General features: G+C 45.9%; 11 protein-coding genes, 1 tRNA gene, 2 rRNA genes and 1 other annotated feature (1 of these 15 only partly in view). Of the genes, 5 read left to right on the top strand and 9 right to left on the bottom strand.

Annotation, left to right across the window (positions count from 1 at the left end; all coding sequences use genetic code 11):
* The first annotated feature begins 7 nt into the window (after positions 1-7).
* From KH172YL63_RS00125 to KH172YL63_RS00110, 4 genes are all read left to right on the top strand, one after another.
* Entirely contained in the window at positions 8-1,291 is a 1,284-nt protein-coding gene (locus tag KH172YL63_RS00125) for a glycoside hydrolase family 18 protein (protein WP_173104269.1), read from the top strand.
* Positions 1,292-1,493: 202 nt separating this feature from the next.
* Positions 1,494-2,150 carry a deoxynucleoside kinase gene (locus KH172YL63_RS00120; RefSeq protein ID WP_173104268.1) on the top strand — a complete coding sequence of 219 codons (657 nt, stop codon included), beginning with the start codon at positions 1,494-1,496 and terminating at the stop codon, positions 2,148-2,150.
* Positions 2,134-2,802: a deoxynucleoside kinase gene (locus tag KH172YL63_RS00115; RefSeq protein ID WP_173104267.1), complete on the top strand. Its 669-nt coding sequence runs from the start codon at positions 2,134-2,136 to the stop codon at positions 2,800-2,802. Before KH172YL63_RS00120 ends, KH172YL63_RS00115 begins: the two co-directional genes overlap by 17 nt.
* A gap of 218 nt (positions 2,803-3,020) precedes the next feature.
* Positions 3,021-3,377 (top strand): hydrolase, encoded by a 357-nt coding sequence (locus KH172YL63_RS00110; protein WP_173104266.1) that lies wholly within the window; start codon positions 3,021-3,023, stop codon positions 3,375-3,377.
* A gap of 106 nt (positions 3,378-3,483) precedes the next feature.
* On the opposite strand, the gene KH172YL63_RS00105 is transcribed toward KH172YL63_RS00110, so the two are convergent.
* The 6 genes from KH172YL63_RS00105 to guaB all read right to left on the bottom strand — a co-directional run bounded on the left by KH172YL63_RS00105 (position 3,484) and on the right by guaB (position 10,507).
* Positions 3,484-3,576 (bottom strand) — tRNA-Ser (locus tag KH172YL63_RS00105).
* Between the two features lie 126 nt (positions 3,577-3,702).
* The gene (gene serS / locus KH172YL63_RS00100) at positions 3,703-4,980 is read right to left on the bottom strand and encodes a serine--tRNA ligase (protein ID WP_173104265.1); all 1,278 of its coding nucleotides are present in this window, start codon (positions 4,978-4,980) and stop codon (positions 3,703-3,705) included.
* A 47-nt stretch (positions 4,981-5,027) separates the two neighbouring features.
* Positions 5,028-5,237 (bottom strand) — a binding site (T-box leader).
* A 53-nt stretch (positions 5,238-5,290) separates the two neighbouring features.
* Positions 5,291-5,881: a pyridoxal 5'-phosphate synthase glutaminase subunit PdxT gene (pdxT, locus tag KH172YL63_RS00095; RefSeq protein ID WP_173104264.1), complete on the bottom strand. Its 591-nt coding sequence runs from the start codon at positions 5,879-5,881 to the stop codon at positions 5,291-5,293.
* A gap of 11 nt (positions 5,882-5,892) precedes the next feature.
* Positions 5,893-6,774 carry a pyridoxal 5'-phosphate synthase lyase subunit PdxS gene (pdxS, locus tag KH172YL63_RS00090; RefSeq protein ID WP_173104263.1) on the bottom strand — a complete coding sequence of 294 codons (882 nt, stop codon included), beginning with the start codon at positions 6,772-6,774 and terminating at the stop codon, positions 5,893-5,895.
* Positions 6,775-7,443: 669 nt separating this feature from the next.
* Entirely contained in the window at positions 7,444-8,763 is a 1,320-nt protein-coding gene (locus tag KH172YL63_RS00085; protein ID WP_232066175.1) for a D-alanyl-D-alanine carboxypeptidase family protein, read from the bottom strand.
* 280 nt (positions 8,764-9,043) lie between these two features.
* Positions 9,044-10,507, bottom strand: a complete 1,464-nt coding sequence (gene guaB / locus KH172YL63_RS00080) for an IMP dehydrogenase (protein ID WP_173104262.1) — start codon at positions 10,505-10,507, stop codon at positions 9,044-9,046.
* A 113-nt stretch (positions 10,508-10,620) separates the two neighbouring features.
* On the opposite strand from guaB, the gene KH172YL63_RS00075 reads away from it, so the two are divergent.
* Entirely contained in the window at positions 10,621-11,556 is a 936-nt protein-coding gene (locus KH172YL63_RS00075; RefSeq protein WP_173104261.1) for a YaaC family protein, read from the top strand.
* A 27-nt stretch (positions 11,557-11,583) separates the two neighbouring features.
* Here the strand turns inward: KH172YL63_RS00075 and KH172YL63_RS00070 are convergent, their stop codons facing one another.
* The 3 genes from KH172YL63_RS00070 to KH172YL63_RS00060 form a co-directional block, all read right to left on the bottom strand.
* A complete protein-coding gene (locus KH172YL63_RS00070) occupies positions 11,584-12,066 on the bottom strand; it encodes a glutathione peroxidase (protein WP_173104260.1) in 483 nt (160 codons plus the stop codon).
* A gap of 874 nt (positions 12,067-12,940) precedes the next feature.
* Positions 12,941-13,057, bottom strand: a 5S ribosomal RNA gene (rrf, locus tag KH172YL63_RS00065).
* A gap of 99 nt (positions 13,058-13,156) precedes the next feature.
* A 23S ribosomal RNA gene (locus KH172YL63_RS00060) occupies positions 13,157-14,229 on the bottom strand; it runs 1,853 nt beyond the window's last position.

Raw genomic sequence — 14,229 nt, 5'->3', positions numbered from 1 at the left:
CCTTACTATGCAAATTCATGTTGTCCGATCCAATCAATCTTTATTTGGGATTGCGCAAGCATATGGATCAACAGTGAAAGATATCGTCGATGCGAACGAACTGCCGAATCCAAATCAGCTGGTGATCGGTCAGGCACTCGTGATCCCGATTATAGGCAGTTTTTATTTTGTCCAACCGGGTGACAGCCTGTGGGGGATCAGCCAGAAGACCGGGATTCCTTATCAGGAGCTTGCCCGGGTAAACGGTATTTCCCCAAACCAGCCCCTTCGGGTAGGATACCGTCTCTACCTGCCACAGAAGAAAAAAGCACGGGCTGAATTCAACGGCTATGTCGAGCCCTACGGGAAGGAAGTGTCCCCCAACCTCGAACAAAGCGCGAAGGACGCAGCACCTTATCTTACTTACCTTGCCCCCTTCAGCTTTCAGGCAAAACGGGATGGCACCTTGAAGGAGCCCCCACTCGGGAACTTGATCGGGACAGGGAAAGCCAATCAAAATGTGATGATGATGGCCATCACCAATCAGGAAGATGGAACATTCAGCGATGAACTCGGCCGCATCCTCCTGACCGATAAGGCGATACAGGATACATTTCTTCAGAATGTGGTCAAAACTGCTAAAAAATATGGGTTCAGGGACATCCATTTTGATTTTGAATATTTACGTCCACAGGATAAAGAAGCATACAACCAATTTTTGAGGAAGGCCAAGAAGCGATTCAACGAGGAAGGCTGGCTCCTCTCGACTGCCCTCGCCCCGAAAACAAGTGCCGATCAAAAAGGAAAGTGGTATGAGGCACATGATTATAAGGCACATGGTGAAATTGTCGATTTTGTCGTCATCATGACATATGAGTGGGGATACAGCGGCGGACCCGCCATGCCGGTCTCCCCAATCGGTCCTGTCCGCGACGTACTCGAGTATGCGATTTCGGAAATGCCCCCTTCCAAGATCCTGATGGGCCAGAACCTGTATGGTTACGACTGGACCCTTCCATTCAAGCAGGGAGATACCGCCAAAGCCATCAGTCCACAGCAGGCCATCAAGCTGGCTGCCGAAAACAATGTGCAAATTAAATACGACCAAAAAGCCCAGGCACCCCATTTCACCTACAGGGATAAAAACGGGAAAGATCACGAAGTCTGGTTTGAGGACGCCCGGAGTATCCAGGCAAAGTTCGACCTGATGAAAGAATTAAAATTGCGGGGAATGAGCTACTGGAAGCTCGGCCTTTCCTTCCCTCAGAACTGGCTGCTGATTACAGATCATTTTAATGTGGTGAAAAGATAAATAATAGAAGCTGATCGATAGGTAAATCTATATATACCTGTCCATCAGCTTTTTGACTTTTTTATGGACCGAGGGAAAAATTATGCAGGGCAAATAACCTGAACAATCCACCCATATATTGTGTTACAATAATTCCTGTCGTAATTTTTCATTTTACTTTATGATGAGAGAAAAGATTGCCGTAATATGAGGAGGACAATTAATGGGGCGCATTCCTTTCATTACCGTTGAAGGACCGATTGGAATAGGAAAAACCTCTCTGGCAAAAGCGATTTCCGAGCATTTTCAATTTCATATACTCAAAGAAATCGTGGATGAAAACCCGTTCTTAGATAAGTTCTATGACGACATTGAAGAGTGGAGCTTTCAAACAGAGATGTTTTTCTTATGCAATCGTTATAAACAGTTAGAAGATATCGAGAAGCATTACTTATCACAAAACAAATCTGTCGTAGCAGATTATCATATCCTTAAAAACCTCATCTTCGCTAAACGCACACTAAAGGATGAACAACAATTCAAGAAATACCTCAACATCTATGAAATCCTGACATCGGATATGCCAAGGCCGAACGTAGTCATCTACTTGAATGCAAGCCTTGATACACTGCTGAAGCGCATCGAAAAAAGAGGCAGGGACTTTGAGAAAAAGATCAGCCCTCTTTATTTAAAACAGCTGTCATTGGATTATGAAGAATATATGGATACATTCGAACGTACACACCCGGACATCCCGGTTCTCCGCTACAACGGAGACCACGTGGACTTTGTACAGAACAAAGGCGATCTGGAGCATATTCTGACAGAATTAGAAACTACACTTAAAAAAGGAGTTCACCATCATGAACCTTCGCACTAAATACAGGATCCCGAGCAATGCGGTCATTACGATTGCAGGAACGGTCGGCGTCGGGAAATCGACGATGACAAACGGACTGGCAAACGCCCTTGGCTTCCGTACGTCATTCGAGAAAGTGGATACCAATCCATATCTCGATAAATTCTATCAGGACTTTAAGAGCTGGAGCTTCCACCTTCAAGTCTATTTCCTGGCAGAACGCTTTAAAGAACAGAAGAAAATCTTCGAATACGGCGGCGGCTTCATTCAAGACCGTTCCATCTACGAAGATACAGGCATCTTCGCTCGCATGCATTACGAAAAAGGGAATATGAGCGACATCGACTATGAAACGTATACAAGCCTATTCGACGCCATGGTCATGACACCTTACTTCCCGCACCCAGATCTTTTGATCTACCTTGAAGGTTCCATCGACAACGTCGTCGACCGCATCCGTGAGCGCGGCCGTCCAATGGAACAACAAACACCGGTTGCCTATTGGGAAGAAATGCATGAGCGTTACGAAAACTGGATCAACTCCTTCAACGCATGTCCGGTCCTTCGACTCGACATCAGCGAATACGATCTCAAGAACGACCAAAATTCCATCGAACCAATCGTTGAAAGAATCGGATACTTCATTGAACAAACAAGAATGCTGAAAAGCTGAAGATAGACAAAAGACTACTCCGCGCCCGGTATGGCGGGAGTAGTCTTTTTTTGTTGATTATTTTATCTCTATCTAGACTGCCTGAGTGTACGGTCATCGGCATGCCGCCTCCCAGTGCACGCGCCACAAACGCCTCCAAAATACAGTCCATCCGTTTATATCCATTCTCAAAGAGGTATAGGTAGTAACAAATAATAAAGCAAGGGGATGAAAGAAAGATGGAATCGAAGCAAACGTATTTTGTTGATATCAGCAGCGGGGATATCCTCCAGGACCCGGAACAGCAGGTCAGTCCGGGCTTTCGAATATTTGCGACGCCAGCAGAAGTGAACGAGCTCAAAGTGCTCTTTAACCACAACTATGATGATGACATGTCGACGATGAGGCGGGCACAGGTTCCTTTCCGGCAATACCATAACTCACCGGAGGACGATCACTATGACCAATCCATGAGGGATATTTATTTGGAGATATATAAACTTGGGGATGATGAAGCTCGGCGGCATATTGAGGGAATTGGTGTACTTGATCAGTCCAGTCACAGGTCAAGGGAAGATATCGAAAACCTCAAATAAACAGACTAGCCTATTTGACCTACAGCAAAATCAAAAAAATCCGTTACATGAAATGTAACGGATTCTATCTCCAATGTTTATGCGCTATGGTTATAAAAAAAATCAATGGAGGAGGAAGGGGGATTCGAACCCCCGCGGGCTGTTACACCCCTGTCGGTTTTCAAGACCGATCCCTTCAGCCGGACTTGGGTATTCCTCCGTATCGACAAGATTTATAATACCATGGGGTAAATACAGAGTCAAGGATTTTTCTAAAAAAAATCAAAAAAGGTGTCCCTGTTTCTTTTGGGACACCTTTTCAAGAATAACAAACTGCTCTGGCAGTTTATCCTTTGATGACTTCCACTCCACCCATGTATGGACGAAGAGCTTCAGGGACGATGACAGAACCGTCTTCCTGCTGGTAGTTTTCTAAAATAGCCGCTACGGTACGGCCGATTGCCAATCCAGATCCATTCAGCGTGTGAACGTGTTCAGGTTTCCCTTTCGCCTCTCTTCTGAAGCGGATGTTCGCACGTCTTGCCTGGAAGCTTTCAAAGTTAGAGCAAGAAGAAATCTCACGGTATGTGCCGTAGCTTGGGATCCATACTTCGATGTCATACTTCTTCGCTGCAGTGAAGCCGAGGTCCGCAGTGCACATTGATAATACGCGGTAAGGCAGGCCGAGCAGCTGAAGGACTTTCTCAGCATGACCAGTCAATTTCTCAAGCTCATTATAAGAATCCTCAGGCTTTACAAAGCGGACAAGCTCTACTTTGTTAAATTGATGCTGACGGATCAATCCCCGTGTATCACGGCCGGCAGATCCCGCTTCAGAACGGAAGTTGGCACTGTACGCCACATAGCTCACCGGAAGTTCTTCACCTTTCAGGATCTCATCTCGGTGATAGTTTGTGACAGGTACTTCAGCTGTCGGAACAAGGAAGTAATCTTCGCTTTCGATTCTGAACGCATCTTCCTCGAACTTAGGAAGTTGACCGGTTCCAGTCATGCTCGCACGGTTCACAAGGAATGGCGGGATCATTTCTGTGTAGCCGTGCTCATCCATGTGCAGGTCCATCATGAAGTTGATAAGGGCTCTTTCAAGTCTTGCACCTAACCCTTTGTAGAATACAAAACGGCTTCCCGTCACTTTGGCGGCACGCTCGAAGTCAAGAATCCCAAGACCCGTCGCGATATCCCAGTGGGGCTGTGCTTCAAAATCGAAATCACGGATTTCTCCCCATTTGCGTGCCTCTACATTATCATCTTCCGTTTCACCGACAGGGACAGATTCATGAGGAATGTTCGGGATAGAAAGCAGCATACGCTCCAGTTCTTCTTCAATGCCACGCAATTCATCATCGAGCTTTTTCACCATCGCGCCGACTTCACGCATTTCAACAATCATGTCCTGCGCATCTTTTTTCTCTTTCTTCAGTACGGCAATCTGTTGAGACACGTCGTTACGCTTGCTCTTTAAATTTTCACTTTCAACAAGCAGTTCTCTTCTTCTTTTATCAAGTTCCTCGAATTTACTGAAGTCCTCCAGATTTTCACCTCGATGCTGAAGACGTGCCTTCACGTCTTCGAGATTGCTTCGTAAATACTTAATGTCTAACATAAGATTCTCTCCTTTTTATAAAAATATAAAAAACCCCCATCCCTGGTAAAAGGGACGGAGGTTTCCGCGTTGCCACCCTAATTGAAGACGCAGCGCATCTTCCTCTTAAGAGATGGTAACGGAATCACCGAAAATACCTACTTCATTCAGTACTTCACTCAAGGATGGATTCATAAAGCGCATGCATCGGTTTTCACCAGCCACCGACTCTCTGCAGGCAAGCAGTCTTTACTACTATTTCCTATCAACGATTTAAGTTTGTATTGGTTATTTCATAATCTACTACAATGTTTTCCACTTTGCAATAGAATTATGCGATTGTTTTTTCCATACTTTCTTTTACCATGTCCACGAAGAAAGCCGTCAGGCGATGATCATCCGTCAGCTCTGGATGGAAAGAACAACCGAGGAACTGTCCATGACGGGCAAGGACAATCCGTCCATTATGCTTGGCGAGGATCTCAACATCTTCTCCAGCTTCCACTATATGCGGGGCACGGATGAAGACCGCGTTGAACCCTTCCCCGACGTGGGCAATGGAAAGGTCCGCTTCAAAGCTTTCCTTCTGACGCCCAAAGGAGTTCCGTTCCACCGTTACGTCCATCACACCAAGGTGAGGCGTATCATACCCGACGATATGCTTTGCCAACAGGATAAGACCTGCACACGTACCGAAGATCGGCTTCCCGTCTGCAGCGAATTGCCGCAGCGGCTCCATGAAGCCGTAACGATCAATCAGCCTTCTCATCGTCGTACTTTCCCCGCCAGGCATAATCAGCCCCTGAATCTCATCCAGCTGCTCTACCCGCTTAATGACAGTTGCTTTGGCACCGGAAGCTTCGATTGACCGAACATGCTCCCTGACGGCACCCTGAAGTCCTAATACACCGATGTTCAACATAGAATCACACCTTACCATCCACGGTCTTGCATACGGTTTTCAGGAAGGATAGAAGAAATTTCTACACCCTTCATCGCTACACCCAGCTCTTTGGAAAGCTCTGCAATCAGCTTGTAATCCTGGTAGTGAGTCGTCGCTTCTACAATCGCTCTTGCAAATTTCTCAGGATTTTCTGATTTGAAGATACCTGAACCTACGAATACGCCGTCAGCGCCCAATTCCATCATAAGAGCCGCATCAGCCGGTGTCGCAATTCCGCCTGCAGCAAAGTTTACAACAGGTAAACGACCGTTTTCTTTGATTTCTAATAATAATTCATAAGGAGCGCCAAGCAGCTTCGCTTCCGTCATGATTTCATCTTCATTCATGCTGACAAGCTTGCGGACCTGAGCATTCACCTTACGCATATGACGAACCGCTTCAACGATATTACCCGTTCCTGGCTCACCCTTAGTACGAAGCATTGAAGCACCTTCACCGATACGACGGGCAGCTTCACCTAAATCACGGCATCCACATACGAATGGAACAGTGAAATCTCTCTTATTTAAATGGTACTCTTCATCTGCAGGAGTCAATACTTCACTTTCATCCAGGTAATCAACACCCATTGACTCAAGTACTTTTGCTTCAACGATATGTCCGATACGTGCTTTTGCCATAACAGGGATTGTCACCGCACCCATTACTTCTTCAACAATGCGAGGATCTGCCATTCTTGCCACTCCACCTGCAGCACGGATGTCCGCTGGAACACGTTCTAAAGCCATTACCGCAACCGCACCTGCAGCTTCAGCAATCTTCGCCTGCTCTGCATTGATAACGTCCATGATGACGCCACCTTTTTGCATTTCAGCCATACCTCTTTTTACACGATCTGTACCAGTCTTCATATGTATATCCCCCTTATATTTTATCCTCCGTCCACCCACAACTTCCCAACAAAGGAAATAAATCGTGACTAAAACAATCGGATTGATTATGTAACCCTACTGCTAAATAAACAATAAAAAAACATGAATGTCAAGACGAAAAGCGGAAGCGGCTTGGTCAGGCCCGACAAGCATAAGATGAATCGACCGGAAAGGCGCCCTTTGCCTTTTTGGTCGGTTTAGCTTATGACCTCGAGGGACTAGCCGCCGGAGCTGGACATCACGAAAAGCGGAGGGGCTTTGCTCAGAGGCGACAAGCATAAGGCGAACATGCCGGAAAGGCGCCCTTTGTCTTTTTGGCATGTTTGGCTTATGACCTCGAGCCTCTAAGCCCCGGAGCTAGACAATCGAAAAGCGGAAGCGGCTTGGTCAGGCCCGACAAGCATAAGATGAATCGACCGGAAAGGCGCTCTTTGCCTTTTTGGTCGGTTTAGCTTATGACCTCGAGGGACTAGCCGCTGGAGCTGGACATCACGAAAAGCGGAGGCGGCTTTGCTCAGAGGCGACAAGCATCATTGACACACAACCCCTTATATCTTCCCCGACCTGCCGACCGCTTATGAAAAAGCACCAAGACTTGTCCATTTTTCAGAAGTCTTGGTGCTTTTTTCAATTAAACAAAAGTCCGGATCAGAACCAGCCTTTGACCGTAGAGGTGATCGAATGCCAAATGTCTCCGAAGAAACCTCCCACAGCTCTCATGGAAAGGACGAACCAGTTTGCTTTTTCAACATCATCTACTGCGATCAGAGATACTTTAGATGCGTTTGTTCCTTTATCAGTAAGATAGCCAAGATCTTGCTTATCTTTCGATTCTAATGTGACATACCCCACTGTTTCTCCTTTTTTCACTGGAGCTGTCAACTCATTATCCTCGTTCAGTTTTTTCTTATCCAGAACAAATTTCGGTTTGTACTGATCTTCTTCACCGTTTTTTATCACCATGTTTAATGATGATTCAGTTTTGATTTCAACCTTTTTTTCTTTCCCTTTTTCAACAGGTAGGGTTTTTTGCCCTTTGACTTGATAATCGGCTGGAAGCACTTCCTCGATTGTATAGTTGTTAAAGGCATGATCCATCATTTTTCTTGTTTCACTGAAGCGTGCATCGTAAGAATTTTCACCTGGCTGGACTTCAACGTCCATGACTACCGTAATGAATCTCATCCCATCTCTTTCAGCTGTTCCTGTAAAATTAGCCCCCGCAAAATCAGTGGTTCCGGTTTTTAAACCGTCCATCCCTTCATATTCACGGATCAATCCAGGCAGCATCCAGTTCCAGTTATCCATTTGAGTAGGATGTTCAGTTCCTTCAGCAAATACCTTTTTAGGAATACTGGAAGTCTCCAGCACTTCAGGGTAATCCTGAATCAAACGATACGCTAGAGTAGCAACGTCTTTTGCAGACATCACATTTTCCTCTTCTGGACCACCTACCACCTTATCTGCATAAGGTGCCAAGTCTTTGTTATTCAAACCTGTAGAGTTTACAAATTTATATTTTTCCAGGCCAAGTTCTTTGGCTTTATCGTTCATCATTTTAACGAAGCTTGCTTCTGATCCTGCAATTGTTTCAGCAATCGCTATTGTTGCTGCATTGGCAGAATAAATTGCCATCGCTTCATACAAATCTTTAATCGTATAAGTACCTTCATCTTCAAGGCTAACATTACTAAGACCAGTATTATGTGACATTTGAGAAAGGTTTGCCGGCACTCTATACTTCTGGTCCCATTTCACCTTACCTTCTGCCACAGCCTCCAGTAAAAGGTATTCCGTCATCATTTTCGTCATACTTGCAATGCCTTGCGCATTTTCAGCATTCTTCTCATAAAGAATCTTACCCGTACTTGCCTCTACTAAAATCGCAGCTTTTGCGTTAACGTCCAAGTCACCTTGAGCATTTGCAGGCTTCTGCACCATGCCCATTGCCATCATAAAAACCATCATACAAACAAAAGATTTTTGAATCCAACTTCTTTTCACTGTTAGCCCTCCAAGATTTTATGTACACCTTCGTTATTTTATCATAGTTCCAAAGGTAAGAATAGACAGAGAATAGGACTAGTTTTCCCATGGGTCCAGGGGCTTGGAGCCTGCGGAAACGCTACGCACCAATGGTTTTTGGGCCAGGGGGATTTCGTGTGAAAACCGATCTTGTTCACATGCTGTCCATATTCAAATAAAAATCCGAACACTCATGAAACGCTTGAGTGTTCGGATTGATTGTTTACAATGAGTAGTTTGGTGCTTCTTTCGTGATTTGAACGTCATGTGGATGACTTTCACGAAGTCCGGCACCGGTCATTTTGATGAACTGTGCTTTTTCTCTCAGCTCGTAAAGATCTTTCGTTCCGCAATAACCCATTCCGGAACGTAAACCGCCGATCAGCTGATACAATGTATCGGCCAAAGGTCCTTTGTAAGGGATGCGCCCTTCGATTCCTTCCGGGACAAACTTCTTCGCTTCTTCCTGGAAGTAACGGTCTTTCGATCCTTTTTCCATGGAGCTGACCGAGCCCATTCCTCTGTACACCTTGAAGCGTCGACCCTGGAAGATCTCTGTTTCGCCCGGGCTTTCAGAGGTACCTGCCAATAAGCTTCCAAGCATGACCGCATGTCCGCCTGAAGCAAGTGCTTTCACGATGTCACCGGAATATTTAATGCCGCCATCGGCGATGATGCTTTTCCCGTGCTTCCTTGCCTCTGTTGCACAGTCATAAATGGCTGTGATCTGAGGAACACCTACACCTGCCACAACGCGTGTCGTACAGATTGAACCAGGTCCGATACCGACTTTGACCACATCTGCACCGGCTTCGATCAATTCCCTCGTCGCCTCTGCCGTTGCCACATTCCCTGCTACGATATTGAGCGTTGGATAAGCTTCACGGATTTCACGAACAATAGACAGTACACCGGCAGAATGGCCGTGAGCCGTATCGATCACGATCACATCCACATGGGCTTTCACTAAATGCTCTACACGTGTGAGTGTGTCTTTTGAAATCCCTACAGCTGCACCAACAAGCAGTCTCCCTTGATCATCCTTGGCGGAGTTCGGGAACTCGATGACTTTCTCAATATCTTTGATCGTGATTAGACCTTTTAACGTTCCATTTTCATCAATCAAAGGAAGTTTTTCGATTTTGTACTGCTGAAGAATTTTTTCCGCTTCATCTAGGGTCGTGCCGACTGGAGCCGTCACAAGATCTTCTTTCGTCATCACATCCGAGATCTGGATGGAGTAGTCCTGAATGAATCGAAGATCACGGTTGGTCAGAATCCCAACCAGCTTCTGTTCTTGCTCGTTGTTCACGATTGGAACACCGGAAATTCTATATTTGCCCATCAAATGCTCTGCTGCAAACACTTGATGATCTGGAGTCAAGAAGAATGGATCTGAGATGACGCCACTTTCGGAACGTTTTACTTTATCAACCTGCTCAGCCTGCTGTTCAATACTCATGTTCTTGTGGATGATACCCAGTCCACCTTGTCGAGCCATTGCAATCGCCATGTCGGCTTCGGTCACCGTATCCATTCCCGCACTAATCACAGGAACATTCAACTTGATCGAGTCCGTTAATTCAACAGAGATATTGACATCCTTTGGAAGCACCTCTGATTTTGCCGGTAACAATAAAACATCATCAAACGTTAAACCTTCTTTAGCAAATTTAGAATCCCACATATTTACGGCCTCCCTAGTCCCAAAATATTATTAGTAGGTTATCAATTGGTTAAAATACTGTCAAGAAGAATAGGATTAATTTAATTTTTCAGATAAATCAGGAGGTGATTTTCTTGCATACCACCCAGCATCACTGGAGCTTCATCCATTATTTTCAATCGGCCGAATACACGCAGCATTTCTTGAAAAAGTGCTACACTCAACTCGGGCTCGATCAAGCCGAAATGAAAAGTTATGACAACTGTTATCCATTCATGTACTACCTTGAGCAGGGGGAGCTGTATTACAAGCAGGCCATTCAATCGCCATTATCGCTCAAACCCATCCTGCTTTTTTATGGATACATCCATTTCATCAAAGCCATCGTGCTCACAGAAGATCCATCGTATCCGGAAACGACCACCGTCCTTGCCCACGGGATCACTTCCCGAAAAAGAAAAAAGCAGCACTATAAATTTTTGCAGGATGAAGTGAAGGTCCAGAAGAATGGACTGTTTTCCCATTTCTCCAGTCTCGTCTTTCACGTAAAAGAAATCATAGGGGAAAAATATAAAATGGAAGATCTGCTCGTTCAAATACCCGAGCTAGGGGAAGCATTTCACATCCTGCTGAGAAAGCAGACCATGTTCCCATTCAATCCCCGACAAGAACTCACTGTCGATGATGCGCTGCTCTCCCACTTTCATATGTCGGAAAACTTATTTAAACAGTATTTAAATGAAAAACTGTCAGACACTGCCTCCTGGCACCAAGGCAACATCCTGCAGCTGACGGGTGGAAAAGAACAGCTGCCGGTGAGATGGGACCTGTCGAACAACCTGCTCGCACTCCCCGGCATCCGGAATACTGCTTCGAACATCCCGGAAGTGTTGATCCACTACGCCATCCTTTACAACCTAAGCATGATCGCCCGGTATGAAACCGAATGGTGGGTGGAACTATTGAAAAACCGTACGAACGAAGACTATCCGATCATCACGACCTTTATCGACGTCACATCAGAGAAGTCCCCCTACCTACTGATCAAATTACTGAAAGATAAAACATAGGAGAAAGAAGACAACAGACTTCTTTCTCTATTCCTGAAGAAGTCTCTTAATATCGTCCTCAATCTTCCGCGGATTCGTCTGCGGCGAATAACGATCCACTACCTCTCCATCCCTGCCAACAAGAAACTTGGTGAAATTCCATTTAATATTGGAAAGAAGCACACCCTTCTTCTCCTTCGTCAAAAACGTAAACAACGGATGCGCTTCTTTACCTTTCACGTCCACCTTCGCAAACATCGGGAAAGACACCCCATAATTCACCTGACAAAATTCAATAATTTCATTCTGGTCATCAAACTCCTGATTCATGAATTGATCACAAGGAAACCCAAGGACAACAAGCCCGTCTTCCTTATACTCTTCATACAAGCCCTGCAGTTCCTCAAATTGAGGTGTAAACCCGCACTTGCTGGCAGTGTTCACAATAAGCATCACTTGCCCCTCATACTCCTTAAGGGACGTGACAGACCCATTCGATCTTTTTACACTGAAATCATAAATTGTCGTCATTTTTTCTTCTCCTTATTTGCGTAGTTATCTATATGATACTTTAGGTGGTTGGGGGATAGCAATTTTTGAGGATAGGGGGAGTGACGGGGTTTAGTTTGAGTGGCGGCTGTTTTTGAGGAAGTATTGCGTTGGGGGCCATGGGGGTCTGACCTCCGACCTGTTTTTTCGTTTCAATGTTGGTTTTCATTCACATGATCGTGCCAGGAATGGAGTGAGCTCGTGATTTGGTGATTATTCAAAGATTTGAATACTTTTTTTAATAAAATCGATCAATGGGAGACGTTTTTAATATGATATTTTATGAGAATTGAGTGGTGAGGCTGCAATAGCTGAGATTTTCATAGACTTGAGATCCGATTGAGTGAGGGAGACGAGTCGATTGCGTCATTTTGGAAGGTTTATGCGTCAGTTTCGGAGGTTTATGCGTCGTTTTTTTCATTTATGCGTCTCTTTACTTGGTTTATGCGTCGTTTAACAAAATTATCCATTTATCAACCTCCCTATCTATTCATTTCATACCTCATTACCACTTCTGCCCGGAAGCCCCCTTTCTCCCAAACCATACTCCCTCCCACATCCACACCAACTAAAAAAAGAGTAACTCTCACAGAGCTACCCTTCTAACTAAAAGCTTGGCGACATCCCACACTCTAATACCGCACCCAATCTATCATCCGCGCTAAAGCTGCGACTAATCTTCAAATCCCTCTACGGAGAACTGAACAAAGATCTTCTTCACTCCATCACGTCTTCAATCTTCTTGTACTCCCACTACCATCCAACTCGAGCTCTATCACCAACCCCGGAAGCCCCCACTCCCAAAAAACAACACAAAAAAAGCAGCTCCCTAAAGAGCTGCTCTTTCCTACTATTTGCCTGGCGACGTCCTACTCTCACAGGGGGAGATCCCCCAACTACCATCGGCGCTGAAGAGCTTAACTTCCGTGTTCGGCATGGGAACGGGTGTGACCTCTTCGCCATAATCACCAGACGAATATTTAATTGAAGGTTTGTTCCTTCAAAACTAGATAAAGAATTGATGTCAAGAAAGCCGAATATCAGCCGATTGTTCATATAAATATGACTCTTTGTGGTTAAGTCCTCGATCGATTAGTATCAGTCAACTCCACATGTCGCCATGCTTCCATCTCTGACCTATCTACCTAGTCATCTTCTAGGGATCTTACTCACTTACGTGATGGGAAATCTCATCTCGAGGGGGCTTCATGCTTAGATGCTTTCAGCACTTATCCCTTCCGCACATAGCTACCCAGCGATGCCTTTGGCAAGACAACTGGTACACCAGCGGTGCGTCCATCCCGGTCCTCTCGTACTAAGGACAGCTCCTCTCAAATTTCCTGCGCCCACGACGGATAGGGACCGAACTGTCTCACGACGTTCTGAACCCAGCTCGCGTACCGCTTTAATGGGCGAACAGCCCAACCCTTGGGACCGACTACAGCCCCAGGATGCGATGAGCCGACATCGAGGTGCCAAACCTCCCCGTCGATGTGGACTCTTGGGGGAGATAAGCCTGTTATCCCCGGGGTAGCTTTTATCCGTTGAGCGATGGCCCTTCCATGCGGAACCACCGGATCACTAAGCCCGACTTTCGTCCCTGCTCGACTTGTAGGTCTCGCAGTCAAGCTCCCTTGTGCCTTTACACTCTGCGAATGATTTCCAACCATTCTGAGGGAACCTTTGGGCGCCTCCGTTACTCTTTAGGAGGCGACCGCCCCAGTCAAACTAGTTCACCTGACACTGTCTCCCACCCCGATAAGGGGCGCGGGTTAGAATTTCAATACAGCCAGGGTAGTATCCCACCGATGCCTCCACCGAAGCTGGCGCTCCGGTTTCCAAGGCTCCTACCTATCCTGTACAAGCTGTACCAAAATTCAATATCAGGCTACAGTAAAGCTCCACGGGGTCTTTCCGTCCTGTCGCGGGTAACCTGCATCTTCACAGGTACTATAATTTCACCGAGTCTCGTTGAGACAGTGCCCAGATCGTTACGCCTTTCGTGCGGGTCGGAACTTACCCGACAAGGAATTTCGCTACCTTAGGACCGTTATAGTTACGGCCGCCGTTTACTGGGGCTTCGATTCGCACCTTCGCTTGCGCTAAGCACTCCTCTTAACCTTCCAGCACCGGGCAGGCGTCAGC

Origin of the sequence: Bacillus sp. KH172YL63, assembly GCF_011398925.1 — a bacterium.
Classification (GTDB): domain Bacteria; phylum Bacillota; class Bacilli; order Bacillales; family Bacillaceae_B; genus Rossellomorea.
The sequence above is the reverse complement of the archived record's forward strand: the minus strand, read 5'-3'. Positions and strand labels throughout refer to the sequence as shown.